At 39.8% G+C, this 19,924-nt stretch carries 18 protein-coding genes; 8 read left to right on the top strand and 10 right to left on the bottom strand.

Annotated features, from left to right (window positions below; all coding sequences use genetic code 11):
* Positions 1-37: 37 nt before the first annotated feature.
* From F565_RS0107120 to F565_RS0107135, 4 genes are all read left to right on the top strand, one after another.
* Positions 38-454: an HYC_CC_PP family protein gene (locus F565_RS0107120; RefSeq protein ID WP_020212517.1), complete on the top strand. Its 417-nt coding sequence runs from the start codon at positions 38-40 to the stop codon at positions 452-454.
* Positions 455-522: 68 nt separating this feature from the next.
* Entirely contained in the window at positions 523-2,793 is a 2,271-nt protein-coding gene (locus F565_RS0107125) for a TonB-dependent receptor (protein WP_020212518.1), read from the top strand.
* A gap of 208 nt (positions 2,794-3,001) precedes the next feature.
* Positions 3,002-3,343: a heavy-metal-associated domain-containing protein gene (locus F565_RS0107130; RefSeq protein WP_020212519.1), complete on the top strand. Its 342-nt coding sequence runs from the start codon at positions 3,002-3,004 to the stop codon at positions 3,341-3,343.
* Between the two features lie 111 nt (positions 3,344-3,454).
* Positions 3,455-3,841 carry a hypothetical protein gene (locus F565_RS0107135; protein WP_020212520.1) on the top strand — a complete coding sequence of 129 codons (387 nt, stop codon included), beginning with the start codon at positions 3,455-3,457 and terminating at the stop codon, positions 3,839-3,841.
* Between the two features lie 546 nt (positions 3,842-4,387).
* On the opposite strand, the gene F565_RS0107140 is transcribed toward F565_RS0107135, so the two are convergent.
* Together F565_RS0107140 and F565_RS0107145 are read right to left on the bottom strand one after the other, a co-directional pair.
* The gene (locus F565_RS0107140; protein WP_020212521.1) at positions 4,388-6,754 is read right to left on the bottom strand and encodes a hypothetical protein; all 2,367 of its coding nucleotides are present in this window, start codon (positions 6,752-6,754) and stop codon (positions 4,388-4,390) included.
* 335 nt (positions 6,755-7,089) lie between these two features.
* Positions 7,090-8,040: a LysR substrate-binding domain-containing protein gene (locus F565_RS0107145; protein WP_020212522.1), complete on the bottom strand. Its 951-nt coding sequence runs from the start codon at positions 8,038-8,040 to the stop codon at positions 7,090-7,092.
* 117 nt (positions 8,041-8,157) lie between these two features.
* Between F565_RS0107145 and F565_RS0107155 the strand changes: the two genes are divergently transcribed.
* Together F565_RS0107155 and can are read left to right on the top strand one after the other, a co-directional pair.
* Positions 8,158-8,655, top strand: a complete 498-nt coding sequence (locus F565_RS0107155; protein WP_020212524.1) for a Dps family protein — start codon at positions 8,158-8,160, stop codon at positions 8,653-8,655.
* 95 nt (positions 8,656-8,750) lie between these two features.
* Positions 8,751-9,398, top strand: a complete 648-nt coding sequence (gene can / locus F565_RS0107160) for a carbonate dehydratase (protein ID WP_020212525.1) — start codon at positions 8,751-8,753, stop codon at positions 9,396-9,398.
* A gap of 53 nt (positions 9,399-9,451) precedes the next feature.
* Here the strand turns inward: can and F565_RS0107165 are convergent, their stop codons facing one another.
* Positions 9,452-9,943: a DUF4199 domain-containing protein gene (locus F565_RS0107165; protein WP_020212526.1), complete on the bottom strand. Its 492-nt coding sequence runs from the start codon at positions 9,941-9,943 to the stop codon at positions 9,452-9,454.
* A 52-nt stretch (positions 9,944-9,995) separates the two neighbouring features.
* Positions 9,996-11,201, bottom strand: coding sequence for an LETM1-related biofilm-associated protein (locus F565_RS0107170; protein ID WP_231559604.1), 1,206 nt, complete (start codon positions 11,199-11,201; stop codon positions 9,996-9,998).
* 268 nt (positions 11,202-11,469) lie between these two features.
* On the opposite strand from F565_RS0107170, the gene F565_RS0107175 reads away from it, so the two are divergent.
* On the top strand, positions 11,470-12,072 hold the full coding sequence (locus tag F565_RS0107175; RefSeq protein ID WP_026299933.1) for a DUF4142 domain-containing protein: 603 nt from the start codon (positions 11,470-11,472) through the stop codon (positions 12,070-12,072).
* A 17-nt stretch (positions 12,073-12,089) separates the two neighbouring features.
* Positions 12,090-12,254, top strand: a complete 165-nt coding sequence (locus F565_RS22830) for a lmo0937 family membrane protein (protein WP_020212530.1) — start codon at positions 12,090-12,092, stop codon at positions 12,252-12,254.
* A gap of 303 nt (positions 12,255-12,557) precedes the next feature.
* On the opposite strand, the gene F565_RS0107180 is transcribed toward F565_RS22830, so the two are convergent.
* The 6 genes from F565_RS0107180 to F565_RS0107205 form a co-directional block, all read right to left on the bottom strand.
* Positions 12,558-14,360 carry an acyl-CoA dehydrogenase family protein gene (locus F565_RS0107180; RefSeq protein ID WP_020212531.1) on the bottom strand — a complete coding sequence of 601 codons (1,803 nt, stop codon included), beginning with the start codon at positions 14,358-14,360 and terminating at the stop codon, positions 12,558-12,560.
* Between the two features lie 39 nt (positions 14,361-14,399).
* Complete coding sequence (locus tag F565_RS0107185; protein ID WP_020212532.1) at positions 14,400-14,768, bottom strand: four helix bundle protein; 369 nt, start codon at positions 14,766-14,768, stop codon at positions 14,400-14,402.
* A gap of 75 nt (positions 14,769-14,843) precedes the next feature.
* Positions 14,844-16,025 (bottom strand): acetyl-CoA C-acyltransferase, encoded by a 1,182-nt coding sequence (locus F565_RS0107190; RefSeq protein WP_020212533.1) that lies wholly within the window; start codon positions 16,023-16,025, stop codon positions 14,844-14,846.
* Between the two features lie 44 nt (positions 16,026-16,069).
* Positions 16,070-18,460: a 3-hydroxyacyl-CoA dehydrogenase/enoyl-CoA hydratase family protein gene (locus F565_RS0107195; RefSeq protein ID WP_020212534.1), complete on the bottom strand. Its 2,391-nt coding sequence runs from the start codon at positions 18,458-18,460 to the stop codon at positions 16,070-16,072.
* 72 nt (positions 18,461-18,532) lie between these two features.
* Positions 18,533-18,982 carry a MarR family winged helix-turn-helix transcriptional regulator gene (locus tag F565_RS0107200; RefSeq protein WP_020212535.1) on the bottom strand — a complete coding sequence of 150 codons (450 nt, stop codon included), beginning with the start codon at positions 18,980-18,982 and terminating at the stop codon, positions 18,533-18,535.
* A 187-nt stretch (positions 18,983-19,169) separates the two neighbouring features.
* Positions 19,170-19,880 carry a DUF2071 domain-containing protein gene (locus F565_RS0107205; RefSeq protein ID WP_020212536.1) on the bottom strand — a complete coding sequence of 237 codons (711 nt, stop codon included), beginning with the start codon at positions 19,878-19,880 and terminating at the stop codon, positions 19,170-19,172.
* Positions 19,881-19,924: the final 44 nt, after the last annotated feature.

The raw sequence follows: 19,924 nt of genomic DNA on the forward strand, positions 1-19,924 counted from the left end.
TTTTATAAACGGGCTTAAATGCCTAATTTTGCACAACATGAAACCGGCTAAGCACATAAGCATAATTTTAACCCTCCTTATATTGTTCTCTAATATAGGGCTGGCACTAAATGTGCATTATTGCCACGACATGGTTTCGGGCATTTCGCTGACGTACAAGGCCGATCATTGTGAGAAAAAAGCAATGCCAAAATCGTGCTGCGCCATGGCTTCAAAAGCCGATAAAAAATGCTGTAAAAGCCATGTGGTTAAATTACAGGACAAGACAGATCAGGTTCTTGTAAAATCACTTACGCTCGATTTGGGTGTATTTTACCCGGTAGCAGTATGGAACCCCTTGCAGGCATTGCATACCGGTGCGCCGCTTACAATAAAAGAAAATCCTTCTTTTTATTGCGACTCGCATGCACCGCCGCTCTTTAAGCTCTATTGCCAATACATTTTTTACGCCTGAATTTAAGATTAATATCCCTGTTCCCAATTACCGTGGGGATAGGTCTTTATTAATATTAAATTCTATTTATGCATAAACTATTTTTAATAGCTTTCCTGCTGTGTGCAACATTGTTGCAGGCGCAGGAAACCATAAGCGGCAAAGTGCTCGACGAGCAAAACCAGCCGCTCCCCGGGGCATCCGTATACTGGAAGGATACCTCTGTAAGTACATCATCGGGCAATGATGGTACGTTTACCATACCTTACAACCCGCAAAATATGTACCTTGTAATTAGTTATATAGGCTATGTTACAGATACTGTTCATGTACACACCCCGCAATTTATTTCGCGCAAACTAACACCCCAAAAAAGCAGCGACCTTACCGAGGTTGTGGTAGATAAAACCCGAAAAAGCTTAGAACGCTCTCAGCTTAAAACGGCAAATGTTACCACTATGGGCAGTAAAGAACTGCTTAAGGCTGCCTGCTGTAACATTGCCGAAAGCTTTGAAACCAACCCATCTATAGATGTTAACTTTACCGATGCACTAACAGGCACCAAGCAAATAAAAATGCTGGGGCTTACAAGCCCATACCTGCTAATCGCGGAAGAAAACATTCCGGCAATACGTGGGGCATCTCAGGCGTATGGACTCTCATTTGTGCCGGGCACATGGGTAGAGAGCATACAGATTACAAAGGGTGCCGGGCCGGTGGTTAACGGTTACGAAAGTATATCGGGACAGATAAACTACGAGCTCCTTAAGCCCATGAACGACATTCCGTTTTTCCTGAATGCCTATGGCGATACAGGGAGCCGGTTTGAACTGAATACCCATTTCAACAAAAAAGTTTCCGATAAGTGGAGCTCATCGCTTTTCCTGCATGGTAATGCCCGTGTGGCTAAAAACGATATGAATAATGATGGTTTCCTTGATAATCCGTTAGGTAAACAGTTTAACATCATGAACCGCTGGCAGTATGCCGATGCTGAAAAAGGCTGGGTAAGTTTCCTGAACTTTCGCTACATGCGCGACGAAAAACAGGGCGGGCAGCTAGATTTTGACCCTGACAGGGATAAGTTTACAACTAACAACTGGGGCTCTGAAATTAATACCGATAAGGCAGATGTTTCAGCTAAGCTGGGATACGTATTCCCGGATATGCCTTACCAGAGCATTGGCCTGCAAACGGCTTTTAACTGGCATAAGCAGGAATCGTATTTTGGGTTTAACCAATATAATATCCAGCAAAAAAGCCTGTATTCTAACCTGATATTTAACTCTATCATTAGCAATACGCTTAACAAATTTGCTACAGGTATTAATTTTACGTATGATGATTATAATGAGTACGTATATGTAAACCAACTTAATGGGTTTAACGGAGACAGGTATGACAGGATAGATAATTCTGCCGGAGCATTTTTTGAATATACGTATGATAATGCCAATAACTTTAGCGTTGTGCTTGGCGGCCGTTTTGATGTGCACAACCGCCTTGGGGCTTTTGTAACACCAAGGTTGCACATGCGTTACAACCCGTGGAAATCGGCCACTATAAGGGCATCTGCCGGAAGGGGAAAAAGGGCTGCTAATATTTTTGCTGAAAATCAGGCGCTTTTTGGCAGTTCGCGCGTCTTTCAGGTGCTGCCGCAGGGGGCAGGGGGTAAGGTATATGGCCTTAACCCGGAAATTGCGTGGAATTATGGCGTAAGCTTTGTGCAAAATTTTCCTGTGTTTGGCAAAAATGCCGAGTTTGTAGTAGATTTTTACCGTACCGATTTTAGCAACCAGGTAGTTGTAGATTTGTATGCATCGCCTCAGCAGGCTTTGTTTTATAATCTTAACGGAAAATCGTATGCCAACAGCCTTCAGGTAGAACTTAATTATGAAATTACACGCCATTTTAATATCCGTACGGCATACAAATACTATGATATTAAAACCAATTATGTAACCGCAGGAGCACAGGAGCGTCCCTTACAGGCTAAGAACCGTTTTTTTGCAAATGTTGCCTATGAAACCCATGTGCATGAAGGCGGTAAGCAATGGAAGTTTGACGTTACTTATAACTGGATGGGCAAACAACGCCTACCGAATACAGCCACAAACCCTGTTGAAGACCGGATGGGCAATTACTCGCCGTCGTTCTCGCTTTTTAATGCACAGGTAACGCGCAGCTTTAGCAGCGTTTTCGAAATGTATGCCGGTGCAGAGAACATAGGCAACTACCGCCAGAAAAAGGCTATTTTAGGAGCCGATGATCCTTTTGGCGCGTATTTTGACAGTTCTATTGTATATGCGCCTATTTTTGGGCAAATGTATTATATGGGGCTACGGTTTAAAGTGAAATAATAGAGAAAATTAATTTACCATATAGAAACAAAGGTTTTAATAAATCTTAAAGCAGGCATAGGAATGCATTTTTCACATAGATGCTTTTGGGAAGCAAAGCTTCGGCTATGTGTACTATCTATACTTCTGTGAAAAAGTGTTTTATATGCCTATGTGGTAATAGTTGCAATAACATGATTAAAAATAAATAAATTTAAAAATATAAAAAATGAAAAAACTTGTTTTAGTAATGCTGATAATGCTTGCCGGTATAACCACACAGGCACAGGAAAAAAAGAATAAAAATGCCAAATACGATATTGAGGTAAAAGGCAATTGCGACCAGTGCAAAAAACGCATAGAAAAAGCTGCTTACAGTGTTAAAGGAGTTAAGAGTGCTGCCTGGAGTGAGGAGAATGGGAATTTGCATCTGATTGTAGACGAGTCTAAGTGCAGTGTAAGCGATGTGCGTGCTGCTGTAGCAAAGGCAGGGCATGATACGGATAAGGTAAAGGCAGATGATAAAGATTATGAAAACCTGCATTCCTGCTGCCAGTATACAAGGGGATAAATTTAATGGGTGCGCTAAAATTTTTAGCGCACTTTTTTATTTAAAAAAACTTAATACAGAATGGACATTGTATATGCAAATTGATATAACTTTGCACTACAAATTAATTATATGAACAGATTAAGAAAAATAATAAACAACAACAAAGGGGTAGTTGCCTTTTTGCTTGTATTGTTTTTTCTTACTGCGGGGCTTTCTAAAAGTTTTGTATCTGCCATATCGTTAAAGGCTAAAAAAGAAGTAGCTGAACGTAATACCAGCTCTAAGCATGTACTTACATCTTTAAATGGAGCAGGGTCGTCGTTAAGCTTTTTAGACCAGCTTAAGGATACGGACTCTGATGATTTTGAGTTTGCTTTTTTTGGTAATTATCTAAATACACAATTACTGCCTGTTATTGCTAAAGAGCACAAATTCTCAGAATTTGTTGCTTATAACACTATATATCCCGGCCAGCTTTACGATTTGTACTGTAACTGGAAATTTCATCTTTCTTAAATAATTATTGTAATATCTGCTACGGCAGGAATATTAGTTATTATAATTACCCGCCTGTATATTAACTTTTCACATTTTCTTGAGTTTTAATACTCATCCCGCTGCCTTTTGAATTTATTTTTTTCAAATGGATGCCTTAACATTACGTTAATACGGGCTTTACAGTTACATAGCCTTAAAAATAAAGTTGTTAATTGCCCGGAATGCCGGAAATGCAATCTGCCTGTTTGCTTACCGGTATTCCATTTTTTTAAGTTTATAACCTTGGGCACATTAACTATTAATGCTAAACTTATAGATGTTTATGCTTATATGTGTAGCTAAAAGTAAAGTACTGTGGTAACACAGTACCTGGTGTTTTTTAATTAGTTGGTAACAAAAAGCCTCCTGAGCAGAGGAGGCTTTTTATCTAATTTGTACACTGGATAGTAAAGGTATTGTGGCAACACAATGCCTTGGTGTTTTTTAATTAGTTGGTTTGAAAGGCCCCTTGAGCAGAAGGGGTCTTTCTGTTTTTATACCGCAAACAGCAATTTATGTTTGCCGCTATTTTACTGTAATTGTTTTTGTTTCAGATATTAGCTTGCCATCGGCACTAAATCCTTCTATAAATAGTTTAATATTTTTTTGACCTGTTTTAGGTATGTCAAATTTAAAGGCCCCATTTTCATCGGTCATAACATTAGGTATCCAGCTAATAACCCCAAAGTTTACAAAACCTTCATTTTGTGTAGACAGGTAGCCTACATTTTTAAACGGAAGTATTTTGCTGTAACCGTTTTTAAGGATAATAGTTGGCGTTGTATTTTTATTTACAGGTTTTGCCCCTTTGTTAAGATATATCCTTATTACCCCAATATTGTTTCTTACAGAAGGTACAATGGCATGAGCGTTCATGTAAATTTCGTCAACCTCGCTCATTTGTATCTGGGCAAGCATGCTAAAATCAAGAGCCATTATATTATCTATATATATAATGGGCGAGCTCCTGCCTCCATTTACAGATGTAACACCGCGGCCATAAATGGTTACGTTACCTACACTTTCATTAACATCAAAACCGCCATAAGTTTTTATAAAATTCAACAGGTTCTGGTACATGTTAGCCTGCATTTCAGATATTTTGTAGCCTCTCAGGTTGCCGTTACCCATAATGTTTGCATACTTAAGTTTCCTGGCTTCAATTTTAACCTCTTCAAGTTCTACGGTACCTTTTTCAACATTGGGGGCAGCGTTGTAGCTTGCCGTTCCGCTGGCAATAGTATTGTAACAGTAAGGCGTTGGCAAAAAATTCCTGGCAAACTTTTTATTGGCATTTAATAGCTGTGGAGCTAATGTAAGTTCTTTTGGCTTCTCACTCTTTTTCAACAAAGTAAAATTTACATAGGTAGAATCGGGCACTAAGAGATTGTTAAACGTAAAGTTGCCCTTCTCATCTACATCAGTAACTTCATCAATGCCGGATGTTAAAGAGTATAGCCTAACCTTTGCAAACTGCGTTGGGCCAGCCAGTTTGGGTACAGCTCCTTTAAGTACAAGCCCCATATCAAACGTATAGGTGCTTTTTGGTGGGTTCTTTACTATATTATGCCAGCTGTATTTGCTTTTTTGAGATAATAAAAATAAATCTAACTCATAACTCTTTGCCTTTGTAAGTGTAGTAAAATAATATTTGCCGGATGCTTTTTTATAAGTGTCTATATAGGGCAACAGGAGGAATGAGCTGTAAATATCATTTGTAGTATCATAGCTGCGGGTATCTTCCGGAAGTATAGATATGCTAAGGTTCATATTAGCATAATTTACTTTGCCCTGATAAGCCAGTGTCTCTATGGTTTGCCCGGTTTCATTAAACGTAGTTGATAATGTAGCTGTAGGATACCTGTAAATTAACCTTTCTGCAAGCGGGTTAAGATCGCCGTCTAAAACCCGTATCGTATTCATACCTTCAGGGATATCGGCATTGTTAATAGTTAACTTAGATACCAGGCTGCTGTTAAAGCTAACTTCATAGATTGTAGCATCTTCATCTTTATGGATTACTACATACAGGGGTTTACCACCAAAGGAATTAAAGGTAACCTTGTTGGTGCTTAGGGTAATGATTGTTTTATCGGGTGCAGAAAAATCGTTAACTTCTAATGCTACCCCTTTTATTTGTGGTACAGGAAAAGCCTGCTCATGCTTTATACCATCTATATTTACAATAGCTTTGTAACCAGTACCTGTATTTGCCGGTAATGTTATACGGCCGTATCCCAGTTTATTTATTTGTATGGTTTGTACAGGCTTGCCGTTGGCATCTGTTATATCTACAGATTTTACAGTTGTGGCATTATGGTTACAATCTGAAACGCTGATGCCTAAAATATTTGCGGTTTCGCTAAGCATTGTACCTCCTTCCGGGTTGATTTCGATATTAATTTTAGAAGGGTCTGGGCCCGCAAATACATTGCCGTTACCTTTAGTAGTATTTATTATTGTAATTTCATTAATTGCAGATTCGTCTTCAATAAAATTATTCATCCAGTTGGTGTAAAACTGCAGGTAATATTTTCCGGACCTGAAGCTGCTGTTTAATTTAAAGTTGCCGGTAAAGCTGCCTATATTTGCGTAAATTAACTGGGTATCTACAATTTTGCCGGTATCGTCTATAAGATTTGCAAAAACATTAATGGTAGTAAAAAAAGGCAGGTTTTTTTTACGGTGAAATACATATCCTTTAAACCATATTTGCTCGTTTGCCATGTAAATGCTTTTGTTGCTTTGTACATGTATGTTTTCCCTGTCCAGAAAAAAATAGTCTGTAAGTACTTTGGCTATGGTTTCTTTTTTTGTGTCCTGTGCGTTGGTGTTTAAACAGTTAAAGGTGAGTAAGAGAGGGCAAAGAAAGGCAAGAATAATCCGTTTCATTGTAAGGTGGTGGTTTTTTTATTGATTGGTTATGTGTGCTTATAGTAATAATGCTAAAATATATTTTTTAGTATAATAAAAGAGGTAAACTGATTATAAATTTCGCATTCATCACCCTTAAATAATCAAATGTATCTTGGCATATCTGCATTAATTTTGAGATTGATATACTTATTTACGATTATTACCACATATTAATAGCTATCATTAACAAACAAGCGATTGATTATAGAGGGAACTCTATTCAGCAATCGACTGTCTTTATAAATCGTTAAAATATATGAATCCAGGGCGGGTGGCCTATGGCATTGTGGAATATTTAACGATTATTAAGTTTATTTAGCCCTGTTCAACGGGCTGCTTATCGCCACATTCTGGAATGCTATGGCACCACGTACCACACCAGATATTGTACTGCGCAATGCCTCTATAATATGCAGCTTTAATTCTTTTTTAGAATAGATAAGGCTTACTTCGCGCGACGGTTTAGGCTCTTTAAACTGGCGCAGCTTGGCCTTACTTTTTTCGTTCATATCCAGCGTATGCAGATAGGGCAGCAATGTCATGCCCAGGCCTTCATCTACAAGGCGCACCATAGTTTCAAAACTACCGCTCTCTATCTGGAAATGATTGCCGGAAGGTAATGATGCTGCCCTGCAAATATTAAGCACATTGTTCCTAAAGCAATGCCCGTCCTGTAGCAACAGTATATTATTGAGATTCGCCTCAAGATCTTCCACGTCAAATTCCTTCTTTTGATAGGCAGCATTATTCTCTGGTACGTAAGCTACAAAGGGCTCATAATACAGCACTATTTCTTTAATGGTTTCTTCGTCCAACGGCGTAGCGGCAATGGCGGCATCGAGCTGGCCATTCTTTATCATTTTAATAAGTTCCTCTGTAGGCCGTTCCTCTATAATAAGGTTAACCTTTGGGTATCTGTTTATAAAATTTGCCATAAACATAGGCAGCAGTGTGGGCATAACCGTAGGAATAATCCCAACCCTGAAATCGCCTCCTATAAAACCCTTTTGCTGGTCTACAATATCTTTAATACGCCCACTTTCGTTAACTATATTCTTCGCCTGAGTAACTATTTTAAGGCCTACATCGGTAAGTTGTATGGGTTTTTTGCCACGGTCAAAAATTTGTACATCAAGTTCTTCTTCAAGCTTTTGTATTTGCATGCTAAGGGTAGGCTGGGTTACAAAGCATTTTTCGGCGGCAAGCGTAAAGTTTTTATGCTCTGCTACAGCTAATACATAATGTAGTTGGGTAATGGTCATCTATATAGATTTTTATGATAAAATTATAAAAACCATTGATATTACCTATAATTTTAATGGTTATTTTTACTTAAATTTAATCACGAAAACACTTACAACAACTAATATATAAGCCTTATGAAATCTAAAGAAAAAGACACCTTAAACATACTGGGATTACCTGTACAGGAAAGCGAAGTTATAGCGGCAGAGCTTAATATTTTACTTTCTAACTTTCAGGTATATTACCAAAACCTGCGTGGCATTCACTGGAACATCCGCGGAAAACGTTTCTTTCAGCTGCATGTAAAATTTGAAGAGCTATATAATGATGCCCAGGCAAAAATAGACCTCGTTGCAGAGAGAGTTTTAACATTGGGAGGCACGCCCTTACATACATTTGAAGATTATATTGCCAACAACAAACTCGCTGTGGGCAAGAACGTATCTAAAGATACAGAGGCGGTGCATCTTGTAATGGCATCTTTAGCTGATTTGTTGCAAATTGAAAGGGTGATACTGGATGAAACTGCAAAAATAGGCGATGAAGGTACTAACAGTATGATGAGCGACTTTATTGCCGAGCAGGAAAAAACTATATGGATGATGAAAGCCTGGAGCGAAGAAGAAATATAAGATAACCATTTTTGTTACTTTAATATTTTTCTGCTAAATTCGCATGTAGGGCAAGTCCTATATTAAAACCTGCAACTACTTACAAAATTAATATTATGGCACAGGACGATTTTTATAAAAAGATATTAGATAACAATAAAACATGGTCTGAGACCAAACTGGCTGAAGATCCTGATTATTTTAAAACGCTTGCGAGTGTACAAAAACCACCATTGTTATGGATAGGCTGCAGCGACAGCCGTGTACCAGCAAACGAAGTTATAGGCGCGGTGCCCGGAGAGGTATTTGTACACCGTAACATTGCAAACATGGTTGTGCATAGCGATATGAACATGCTAAGCGTGCTCGACTATGCTGTAAACGTACTTAAGGTTAAGCACGTTATTGTTTGTGGTCATTATGGCTGTGGCGGTGTTAAAGCTGCTATGGGCAACGATAGTATAGGTATTATAGATAACTGGATTCGCCACATAAAAGATACCTATAGATTAAACCATCAGTACCTCGACTCTATTATGGATGAAAAACAGCGTTTTGATGCCTTTGTAGAACTTAATGTTAAGGAACAGGTTACAGATCTTGCCAAGACATCTATAGTGCAAAACGCATGGGACAGAGGCCAGGAACTGGTGCTGCACGGATGGGTATATGGCCTTGAAACGGGTATAGTAAAAGACCTTGGCGTAAACTTTTCTAATAACCATGAACTATCTAAAGTAGACCGCCTTAATTTTTTAATATAACAATTTACAATTTATACATGACCCTCTTTGCCTTGTGGCATTGAGGGTTTTTTTTATTGCAATGCCTTCAACGTCTTTTTAGTAAACGCTGCCACAATAAGCGTAGTAACAACACCCATTATTGGTGCGCCAATAAGCCCTTGTATAATATAGCTTTTCAGGTTAAAATAGGCTTTGGCATCGGGTAAGGTTGAGAATTTTTTGCTCACAGCATAGCTTATGGCATTCTCAAAAAAATGTGGAGTAATATAGGTTGAGGTTATGTACTGAGATAGCGGACTAAGCACGGTTACTATTGCGGTTATAATTAGTCCGGTTTTTATACCCTGCCCATACGTCATGGTGCCGCCATAATATTTTTTGCGGGCATTTAGTAATGCAAAAACATAAATTAAAATGGCAGGTATGGCAATAAGGTTGGTATAAATAGGGTGTTTATCTATATGGATATCATGAAGTCCGGCCTGTTTTTCGGCAAACATCCATGCAAAGGTCATTACTGTAAATACAAGAGCCCATTTAATTTCTATTGTAATACGTTTCATGCAGTGGTATTTTATGGTTTACCAAATATAGCAATTTGTAGTGTTATACCAGTCAGTCCAAATCCCTTTCTAAATTCTCATTTAATACACTCGGCAATAGCTGCGGGATGAATTTAATAAGTAATGGCAACAGCAGGCTACCGCCCGGCAATAAAAATATGGTAAGAGAGGGCACGGTTTTACAAATTTCGAGCAACTGCTTTTTTACCTTTTTCTTTTCCTTGTCGTTAAGGTTACGGTGGGTAGAGTGGGTAAGCAGCAGTACGAGTTCGCCATTGTTGCTAAGCTCTTTAACCAACCTGTTTTTATTTCGGATTATAAGCTGTTTAACACTTTGCGATGCATGGTCGTAAAAATGCTTAACAGGGTTACTGTATTTAAAATATGGGATGTCTTTTTTATTGATGCGTAAAAAAACATCGTAAGATGCCATGCTTTCGGCGGCGGCTTCATCAGTTAAACCCAGGTTTTCAGATAGGCGGAACAAAAAATCAATCTCCGTTTGCTGCGCCATACCGTCACTCCAAATTGCCATAGATGCCATGTCGAGCAGGTAATTTCTCTCGGACTTCGACTCAAAATAATCATAGCTTCTATCCAGTTTCCCTTCGGCATTAATCTCAGAAATTTTGGTGTAGCGTACAGATGCTTCAAAAAGTTTTATCAGCAAATCATCATAATCCGTTTTATGCTCTTTACTGTTCAAGGCATTTGCACCGATGCCCAACACGGTTTCTTCGAGTTTTTTAAGGTATTTTTGCGGTCGTTCCCTGTTTAGCAAATACTGTCGAAAAGCCAGCACATCCATAAACAGTAAAGCGTTGGTAAGTATGTGGCTAAAGCTTCGGCTAAAAATATTTTCGTTGGTTTTAATGCGGCCGTCCAGTATATTTTCGAGCTCATGGCTTGGACCGGATGATGGTAACACCCTGTTTAAAATACCAAAACCACCAGGCTCCATTTCTTTATAAAAGGCAGTTGCTTTAGCAATAAAATCGGTAATATCTTCAGTTTGGTTAATAAGCCTGTACACATCATATAGTGTGTTAAGCAGTGCGGCTTTAGTAACCTCTTCGGTATTCCAGCCTTTAGTTTCGCGGGCATCAATATTATTAAAAGAAAGCACGTGACCATATATAAAACCTGTGTCCCGTATTGCCCGGTAAAGAGCATGGGAATTTTCATACACAGACAGCCTGTTTTTAAGCTGCCCAAAAAATTTATCTATCCATCCGCTGGCAGAAGGGTTAATCATCATCAGGTTATTATGCTGCAAAGCTATGCAAATTTAGGCTGGTAATTCTTATTAATAGTAGCAAAGTAGCAAAGTTTCAAAGTAGTAAAAAAGCAAAACAGCAAAGTTAACAGATGCACTCTGTAACTCTGCAACTTTGCTGCTTTGAAACTTTGCCTCCTGCTAAAACACATTTAATATTTCCCTAACACTTATTGTGATAACGCTAACAGCAGGGCATGTATTTATATTCTAATTTCGTAGAGAACAAATAATTACAAACAACCTGATCATGAAAAAGTCCTCATTATTTAGTAAAGCGATTTTAGGAGCAGCAGTAGTAACCATGTCTTTTGGTATGGGATCATGCAAAAACGAGCCTAAGGCCGAAGACCCGAAAGAAGTTGCAGAAGATGCAAACGAACAAAATCTTGATACGGAAGCTACCGACAGTTTAGAAGATGATTCTCAATATCTTGTAGATGCTGCCGAAGTAGACCTGAAAGAAATAGAACTTGGCAAACTTGCTGAGACAAAAAGTACTAATGCAGATATTAAGGCATTAGCAAAAATGATGATAGATGCACATACTAAAGCATCTGCTGCAACTAAAGATCTTGCTGCTAAAAAAGGTATTACACTTCCTGCTGCCTTAACTGATAAAGGCGAAGATGCACGTAAAGACCTTAACGATAAAACCGGTGCCGACTTTGATAAAGCGTATGCTAAAGCAATGGTAGACGGGCATGAAAAAACAATTAAGGAAATAGAAAAAGCATCAGAAAAGGCTAAAGACCCGGATGTAAGAACATGGGCTGCACAAATGCTGCCTGAACTAAGAAAACATCTTGAGCATTCTAAAATGGCTAAAGATAAAGTAGACGCGGTTAAATAACCGTAATAAATAATACTATGAAAAATATACTGTATATAATTGCCTTAATACTGGTAGTAATATGGGCTTTGGGCAGCTTTGCTTATCATGTAACCAGTGCTGTCATTCACCTGCTGCTCGTAGTTGCAGTTATCATGATTTTACTCAACCTATTGCGTGGCAACAGGAAGCGCATAGACTAAGAGGAAACTTAGGCAATTACATCGAAAACCCGCTTTGATTATATCTTAGCGGGTTTTTGTATTAAAGATAATTTATAGAACCCCAGAGAGGTGTCATGTTTATAGAATTGGTGTAGAGCTTTAATAAGAGTTCCGGAGGAACGGCATATTTCATGCCGTTCCTCCGGAACTCTTTACCGTTAGATATAATAAACTTCTATAAACATGTCGCTTCTCCGAAGCTGAAGCAATTGCTGAATACAAAAAAGCCGATACAAATTAACTTGCACCGGCCTCTTCTAAATTAACTTAAAAAACTAAGTCTTAAAACGGATAGCTGTTTTCGTCTACCAGTTTTGCCGCAATGGTTTCCCTTAAGGCAACTACATTAGGCATGTTATTGTATTTAGTAAAGCGCCTTAAGCCCATAAGCATCATGCGCTGCTCATCGCCTTCGGCAAAAGAGGCTATCCCTTCTTTACCTTTTGTATTTACTATATCTACCGCTTTGTATAGGTACAGTTGCGCCATGGCAATTTGCTCTTTTACAGCAGCGGCACCTTTATTTTTAGCCAGTTTCTCGGTACGTAAAATAACCGATTCTGCCATGTATATTTCAATCAGTATATCAGATGCTGCCATGAGCAACTGCTGGTGCTCATCAAGCGCAGGGCCATATTTTTGTACAGCACTGCCGGCAACCATAAGGAATGCCTTTTTAAGCTTGCCAATGATCTCTTTTTCTTCAGCAAAAAGTTCGCTGTAGTCAGGAGTATCAAAAGAGGGTATTCCCATAAGCTCTTCAGCGACCTTCATTGCCGGGCCTAAAAGGTCTACGTGGCCTTTCATGGCTTTTTTAATCAGCATACCCACGCTTAGCATACGGTTAATCTCGTTAGTGCCTTCATAAATACGCGCAATACGGGCATCCCTCCAGGCACTTTCCATAGGGGTGTCTTCGCTAAAGCCCATACCGCCAAATATTTGTATTCCTTCGTCAGAACAATTCTGGATATCTTCAGATACCGCTACTTTTAGTATAGAACACTCAATAGCAAATTCCTCTACACCTTTAAGCTCGGCATCCTGGTGGCTTTCGCCATTGGCAACACGTGCGTTAATACGGTCTTCAATATTTTTTGCAGCACGGTAAGCAGCACTTTCTCCGGCATAACAGTTAGCAGCCATTTCGGCCAGTTTAGCACGGATAGCGCCAAAGTTTGCAATAGGTGTATTAAACTGAACCCTCTCGTTAGCATATTTAACAGAAGCAGACGTTACCCTGCGCTGTGCATCAAGGCAGGCGGCAGCAAGTTTAATACGGCCTACGTTTAGCGCATTCATAGCTATTTTAAAACCATTGCCTCTTTCGCTCAGCATATTCTCTACCGGTACTTTAGTGTCGTTAAAGAAAACCTGGCGGGTAGAGGAGGCACGGATGCCCAGTTTATGTTCTTCCTCGCCTAACGATATTCCGTTAGCAGGGTCGTTCTCAACAATAAAGCCCGTAATATTTTTATCGTCGCCAATTCTTGCAAATACAATAAACACGCTGCAAAAACCAGCGTTAGAGATCCACATTTTTTGGCCGGTAATTTTATAATGTGTACCGTCTTCGCTTAAAACCGCTTTGGTTTTACCGGAGTTGGCATCGCTGCCCGCTCCGGGCTCGGTAAGGCAATAGGCACCAAACCACTCACCCGAAGCTAATTTGGGCACATATTTAAGTTTCTGCTCCTCGGTTCCGTACAGCGTAATAGGCATGGTACCAATACCCGTATGTGCACCAAACGCTGTAGAGAACGAACCCGTAGCACCCGATATATAATCGCATACCAGCATAGTGCTTACAAAGCCCATACCAAGCCCGCCATACTCTTCAGGAACGGCTACGCCAAGAAAGCCAAGCTCTCCGGCTTTGCGCATCGTTTCTTCGGTAAAAGCATAATCTTTTTTCTCGAAGCGGTCTTTGTTAGGCCATATTTCGCGGTCGATAAACTCCTTTACAGAGTCGCGCATCATAAGTTGCTCTTCAGAGAAATCTTCGGGCGTAAATATATCTTCACTTTTTGTTTCTGTAACAAGGAACTGGCCGCCCCTCGCTAATTGTTTTTCTATTGTTTCCATAATTTAGATTTTTAGATAATAGATGAGAGATAATAGACTTTAGTCTGCAGACAAAGTATTTTGAAAACCCATCGTCATCCTTTGAAATTCTTCTATTTTGTTTTCGAGACTTTCAGTAGTCTCTTCCGATACATATTTTCTGTGCTGTGCTAATAATAATTGCGTCTGTAGTTCGAAAGAAGAACCCAATGCAATGTCTATAAAGTGCCTAAACGACTTATTAGTTCTACTTGAACCTTCAGCGATGTTAGAAGGCATTGAAATAGAACATCTGTCCATTTGACTTTTTAGTCCAAATTTTTCATGAGATGGAAAAGTGTCTGTAACATCAAGAACTATTTTAGCAATCTCCATAGCCATCTGCCAAATTTTTAATTTTTTGAAATTATGTCTTTTAAAATCAGTCATTAAGCATTTTTTTCTTTATGTTATTGATATACAGGGAGTTGTCTATTATCTTTTATCTAATATCTAATGTCTTCGCTAAAGAATTTCAAACACCCCTGCAGCACCCTGTCCAGTACCTACGCACATGGTTACAAGGCCATATTTATTGCCCCGGCGTTTAGCTTCGTCAAACAACTGAACCGATAATTTCGCCCCGGTACAACCCAGTGGGTGCCCCATGGCAATTGCACCACCATTAACGTTTACAATATCTTTATTGATGCCTAACTCGCGTATTACAGCAAGCGATTGCGATGCAAAAGCCTCATTAAGCTCTATAAGTTCTATGTCTTCCAGTTTTAAACCTCCCTGCTGTAATGCTTTAGGAATAGCTTTTACCGGACCAATACCCATAATGCGTGGTTCTACACCGGCTGCGGCATAGCTTACCATGCGGGCAATAGGCTCCAGGCCAAGTTCTTTAACCAGGTCTTCGCTCATTACCATTACAAAGGCAGCACCGTCGCTCATTTGCGATGAGGTTCCTGCCGTAACACTACCGTCGGCAGCAAAAACAGGCTTTAATTTACCCAAAGCTTCAACAGATGTATCGGCACGGGGACCTTCATCCTTTGTAACCGTATAACTTTTAGTAGCCTTTTTACCATTCTCGTCTACGTAAACCTGCTCTACGGTAATAGGTACTATTTGTTTGTCAAATTTACCTTCGGCCTGAGCCTTAAGTGCTTTTTGATGGGACTGAAATGCAAATTCATCCTGGTCTTCGCGGCTTACTTTAAACTGTTTAGCCACGGCTTCGGCAGTTAAGCCCATGCCCCAGTAATAATCTTCGTGGCCTGCTTTGGCAGCCTGATAATCAGGTACCGGTTTGTAGCCACCCATAGGAATAAAACTCATGCTTTCGGCACCACCTGCAATAATGCAGTTGGCCATACCACTTTGAATCTTGGCTGTAGCCATAGCTATGGTTTCCAGTCCGCTGGCACAGTAACGGTTTACGGTTACCCCGGGAACATCGTCTACCTTAAGCCCCATAAGGGAAATAAGGCGTGCAAAGTTCAATCCCTGCTCTGCTTCCGGCATGGCGTTACCCACCATAACGTCGTCTATGCGTGTTTTGTCGAAATCAGGCAATTCATTCATTATGAACTGTATGGTTTCAGCAGCCAGTTCGTCAGGACGTTTAAACCTAAAAACTCCCTTTGGCGCTTTGCCTACCGCAGTACGGTACGCTTTAACTATATATGCTGTTTTCATTGTAGATTTTTGATTTCAGATTTCAGATTTTCACTCAAACCTAATTAGTTACGCAAAGGCTTTCCTTTAGTTAACATAAACTGTATTCTTTCAAGAGTCTTTCTCTCGCCGGTAAGCGATAAAAATGCTTCCCTCTCAAGGTCAAGAAGATACTGTTCCGTAACAAGGGTAGCTTCAGATAAATCGCCACCAGCCATAACGTAGGCCAGCTTGTTGGCAACTTTTTTATCATATTCAGATATGTAATGTCCGGCTTCCATACTATCGGTACCCACTAAAAACATTCCTAAAGCCTGTTTACCAAGAACTTTAACATCCTTACGTTTTATGGGTTGTATGTATCCTGCTTCGGCAAGTAGTTTGGCATGTTTTTTAGCCTCTGCAAGCTGCCTGTCTTTGTTTACCACAATAACATCTTTGCCGTGTTGCAGTATTCCGGTATCAAAGGCTTCATAAGCCGATGTTGATACTTTTGCCATTGCAATGCTTAAAAAATATTCCTGCAGTACGTTAAGCTCCACATCGTTTTTATGGAAAAGGTCAGACGCTCTTAAAGCCATCTCTTTACTACCGCCACCGCCGGGAATAACACCTACACCAAATTCCACTAAACCAATGTATGTTTCAGCAGCAGCCACAACCTTATCGGCGTGCATGCTCATTTCGCAGCCACCTCCCAGTGTCATGCCGTGAGGGGCAACCACAACCGGAATAGAAGAATAACGAACACGCATCATGGTATCCTGAAACAGTTTAATGGCCATATTAAGCTCATCATATTCCTGTTCTACAGCCATCATAAAGATCATGCCTAGATTAGCTCCCACAGAAAAGTTTGCTGCCTGATTGCCTATTACAAGTCCGTCATATTCTTTCTCGGCAAGGTCAATCGCCTTGTTAATACCCTGCAGCACTTCGCCACCTATGGTATTCATTTTACTCTGAAATTCAAGATTGATGATGCCATCGCCAAGATCTTCGATAATGGCACCGCTGTTGCTCCATATTTTTTTGCTTTCGCGAATGTTGTTCAGTATAATAAACGCATCCTGCCCCGGAATTTTCTTTTGCGATTTAGAGGCAAGGTCATAATAATAGGTAGCCCCTTCTTTGATAGTGTAAAAGCTTTTATTGCCACTGGCCAGCATCTCTGTTACCCATGCGGCTGGTTCCTGACCTTCAGCTTTTATAAGTTCAATTCCTTTTTCTACCCCAATGGCATCCCAAATTTCGAACGGGCCATTTTCCCAGCCAAAACCGGCTTTCATGGCATCGTCTATTTTATAAAGGTCATCGGTAATTTCAGGAACGCGGTTAGCCACATATGCAAAGGTGCCTGCAAAGTTTTTGCGGTAAAAATCGCCTGCCTTATCTGTACCTTTTATAAGTACCTTAAAGCGGTCTATAGGTTTATCTATTGTTTTTGTAAGTTCTAAAGTAGCAAACGATGCTTTTTTTGCTGCGCGGTACTCTAAAGTATCTAAATCTAACGATAAGATATCTTTATCTACTTTTTTGTAAAAGCCCTGTCCGGTTTTGCTGCCCAGCCATTTATTAGTCATCATTGTGTTGATAAAATCGGGCACTTTAAACAGTTCGTGCATTTCATCATCGGGGCAGTTTTCATAAATACCCTCGGCAACGTGCACCAGAGTATCTAAACCTACAACATCTACCGTACGGAAAGTGGCACTTTTAGGCCTGCCTATAACCGGTCCGGTAAGTTTATCAACCTCCTCTATGGTGAGGCCCATGTCTTTAGCCTGCTTAAAGAGACTCATGATGCCATAAATACCTATTCGGTTACCTATAAACGCCGGAGTGTCTTTAGCAACTACGGTTGTTTTGCCAAGGAATTTTTCGCCAAACATAGCCAGGAAGTCCAATACTTCTGTAGAAGTTTCAGGGCCGGGTATAATTTCGAAAAGTTTAAGGTAACGTGGTGGGTTGAAAAAGTGGGTACCACAAAAATGTTTTTTGAAGTCCTCGCTACGGCCTTCGCTCATAAATTTTATAGGAATACCCGATGTATTAGAGGTAATTAGGGTGCCGGGCTTACGGTATTTTTCGATGTTCTCGAAAACTTTCTGTTTAATATCAAGGCGTTCTACAACTACCTCAATTACCCAGTCGGCCTCAGCTATTTTGTGCATGTCATTTTCGGTATTACCGGTAGATATTCTCGATGCAAATTTTTGGTGATAAATAGGGGAGGGTTTGCTTTTTAATGAGTTGGCAAGATGATCGTTCACGATCCTGTTCCTCACAGCTTTACTTTCAAGGGTAAGGCCTTTTTTTTGCTCTGCTTCGTTAAGTTCCCTGGGCGGGATATCTAGAAGGAGCACTTCTACACCTATATTGGCAAGATGGGCAGCAATGGCCGATCCCATAATACCGGAGCCTACTACGGCTGCCTTTTTAATAGTGCGTTTCATTTATTTTCTATTTTTAAGTTGTGTAATGAAGGTTGCCAAAGGCTGATTTCATTAGCACTTGTGTTGTTTATGTTATTCTGACTGTTCGCCGTTAAAGATCTTTTTCTCGGCGATAAGATCATTAATCACTTCGGCAACTTCTATAAAATGTTCCATCTTTTCTGCCGATATGTGCTGTTTAACAATGTCGTTAAACTTAAGCACTGTATCGCGGCTTAGCTCTCTTTTCTCTTTTCCCAGCTTGGTAAGGTGTATAATTACACCACGTCCGTCTACCGGGTTTTTTTTGCGTACTATAAGCCCTTTGTCTTCCATACTTTTCAGGGTACGGGTAAGGCTGGTAGGCTCCATACCCATTTGAGGGCCTAATGCCGTAGATGATATACCGTTTTCTTTATCTATAGACAGGAGAGCAAAACCTATAGACATGCTGGCGCCATATTTTGAGGCTTCTTCATTATACATGCGTGATACTGCCTGCCATGTAGCCCTTAGTATATAATCAATCGTCTTCTCTTTCATGTGTTTGTTATTTCAAATATACAAATAAATAGTATGCATGCATATTAAATAAATGTTTTTTTTCTGTTGTCAATAAAAATTGGTCGGTTTTTTTAGCGAGATGCTAAAACTACCTTAGTAAATATAGTAATTAATTTCAAAAGGGTGGATAAATAAAAACTCCCCTTATGGGGAGTTTAGCTTAATTTTAAGGGATTCTTTGCAGCATTTGCCATTCGTGTTCTATATTTTTCATGAGAAGTGCATTGTCAAAAACAACACTGCCTTTTGGAAAACGTATTTCATCTTCAAAATAAGATGATTGTACACTATGTACTGCAAGGGCAGAAACCTGCCAGGATAAGGTATGCAGCTTTACGCCATCAAAACCTTTTCCTGCGGGTGTGTAACCTAAGGAGCCATTTTGAAAGAAGGCTGAAGCACTTTCTAAATTTTCGAAAATTGAAGTTTGTGGAAATAGATTGCTTTGCGACGCGCTGATAGAAAGGGTTGTGGCATCGTTGCTTACAAACCCGACATTGTAATTGCCGGCTTGCTCATCTACACTAAATTTTGCCTTATAGTGCTTTCCGGGGAACAACCTGCCGCCTGCAATTGTATTTATGTAACTTGACGTATCCCGCCGTGGAATGTAAACGCCCTGCTTTGTTATACCATTTTCATCCCATTCTACTGCAAAACGGTGTGCACCATTCTCTGATGAAATGCCTAACATGTCATTAAATCCCTTTGGTTTAATATTTTTTAGTCGTATCAGGCAAATGCCCATTATAGCACGGCCATTATGCAGCAGTGGCCTGAAGGGGGCAGGAAGCAGTGCACTTGCCACATCAGGATCTAAAGTGTAGTTTATTAAAATTCGACGATCAATGTAACCATGAATGGCAGGAATTTTCATAATCAAGCAATATAATAGTGTTAACAGTAAGTATACGACTACTT

Source organism: Flavobacterium rivuli WB 3.3-2 = DSM 21788 (genome assembly GCF_000378485.1).
Lineage (GTDB): Bacteria > Bacteroidota > Bacteroidia > Flavobacteriales > Flavobacteriaceae > Flavobacterium > Flavobacterium rivuli.

Excerpts from the sequence above, each read along its gene's own strand:
- F565_RS0107175 (WP_026299933.1), top strand. The coding sequence starts at position 11,470 with ATGAAAAAGTCCTCATTATTTAGTAAAGCGATTTTAGGAGCAGCAGTA.
- F565_RS0107170 (WP_231559604.1), bottom strand. The coding sequence starts at position 11,201 with ATGATGATTAACCCTTCTGCCAGCGGATGGATAGATAAATTTTTTGGG.
- F565_RS0107120 (WP_020212517.1), top strand. The coding sequence starts at position 38 with ATGAAACCGGCTAAGCACATAAGCATAATTTTAACCCTCCTTATATTG.
- F565_RS0107185 (WP_020212532.1), bottom strand. The coding sequence starts at position 14,768 with ATGACTGATTTTAAAAGACATAATTTCAAAAAATTAAAAATTTGGCAG.
- F565_RS0107205 (WP_020212536.1), bottom strand. The coding sequence starts at position 19,880 with ATGAAAATTCCTGCCATTCATGGTTACATTGATCGTCGAATTTTAATA.
- F565_RS0107200 (WP_020212535.1), bottom strand. The coding sequence starts at position 18,982 with ATGAAAGAGAAGACGATTGATTATATACTAAGGGCTACATGGCAGGCA.
- F565_RS0107195 (WP_020212534.1), bottom strand. The coding sequence starts at position 18,460 with ATGAAACGCACTATTAAAAAGGCAGCCGTAGTAGGCTCCGGTATTATG.
- F565_RS0107135 (WP_020212520.1), top strand. The coding sequence starts at position 3,455 with ATGAACAGATTAAGAAAAATAATAAACAACAACAAAGGGGTAGTTGCC.
- F565_RS0107155 (WP_020212524.1), top strand. The coding sequence starts at position 8,158 with ATGAAATCTAAAGAAAAAGACACCTTAAACATACTGGGATTACCTGTA.
- F565_RS0107165 (WP_020212526.1), bottom strand. The coding sequence starts at position 9,943 with ATGAAACGTATTACAATAGAAATTAAATGGGCTCTTGTATTTACAGTA.
- F565_RS0107125 (WP_020212518.1), top strand. The coding sequence starts at position 523 with ATGCATAAACTATTTTTAATAGCTTTCCTGCTGTGTGCAACATTGTTG.
- F565_RS0107140 (WP_020212521.1), bottom strand. The coding sequence starts at position 6,754 with ATGAAACGGATTATTCTTGCCTTTCTTTGCCCTCTCTTACTCACCTTT.
- F565_RS0107130 (WP_020212519.1), top strand. The coding sequence starts at position 3,002 with ATGAAAAAACTTGTTTTAGTAATGCTGATAATGCTTGCCGGTATAACC.
- F565_RS0107180 (WP_020212531.1), bottom strand. The coding sequence starts at position 14,360 with ATGGAAACAATAGAAAAACAATTAGCGAGGGGCGGCCAGTTCCTTGTT.
- F565_RS0107190 (WP_020212533.1), bottom strand. The coding sequence starts at position 16,025 with ATGAAAACAGCATATATAGTTAAAGCGTACCGTACTGCGGTAGGCAAA.
- can (WP_020212525.1), top strand. The coding sequence starts at position 8,751 with ATGGCACAGGACGATTTTTATAAAAAGATATTAGATAACAATAAAACA.
- F565_RS0107145 (WP_020212522.1), bottom strand. The coding sequence starts at position 8,040 with ATGACCATTACCCAACTACATTATGTATTAGCTGTAGCAGAGCATAAA.
- F565_RS22830 (WP_020212530.1), top strand. The coding sequence starts at position 12,090 with ATGAAAAATATACTGTATATAATTGCCTTAATACTGGTAGTAATATGG.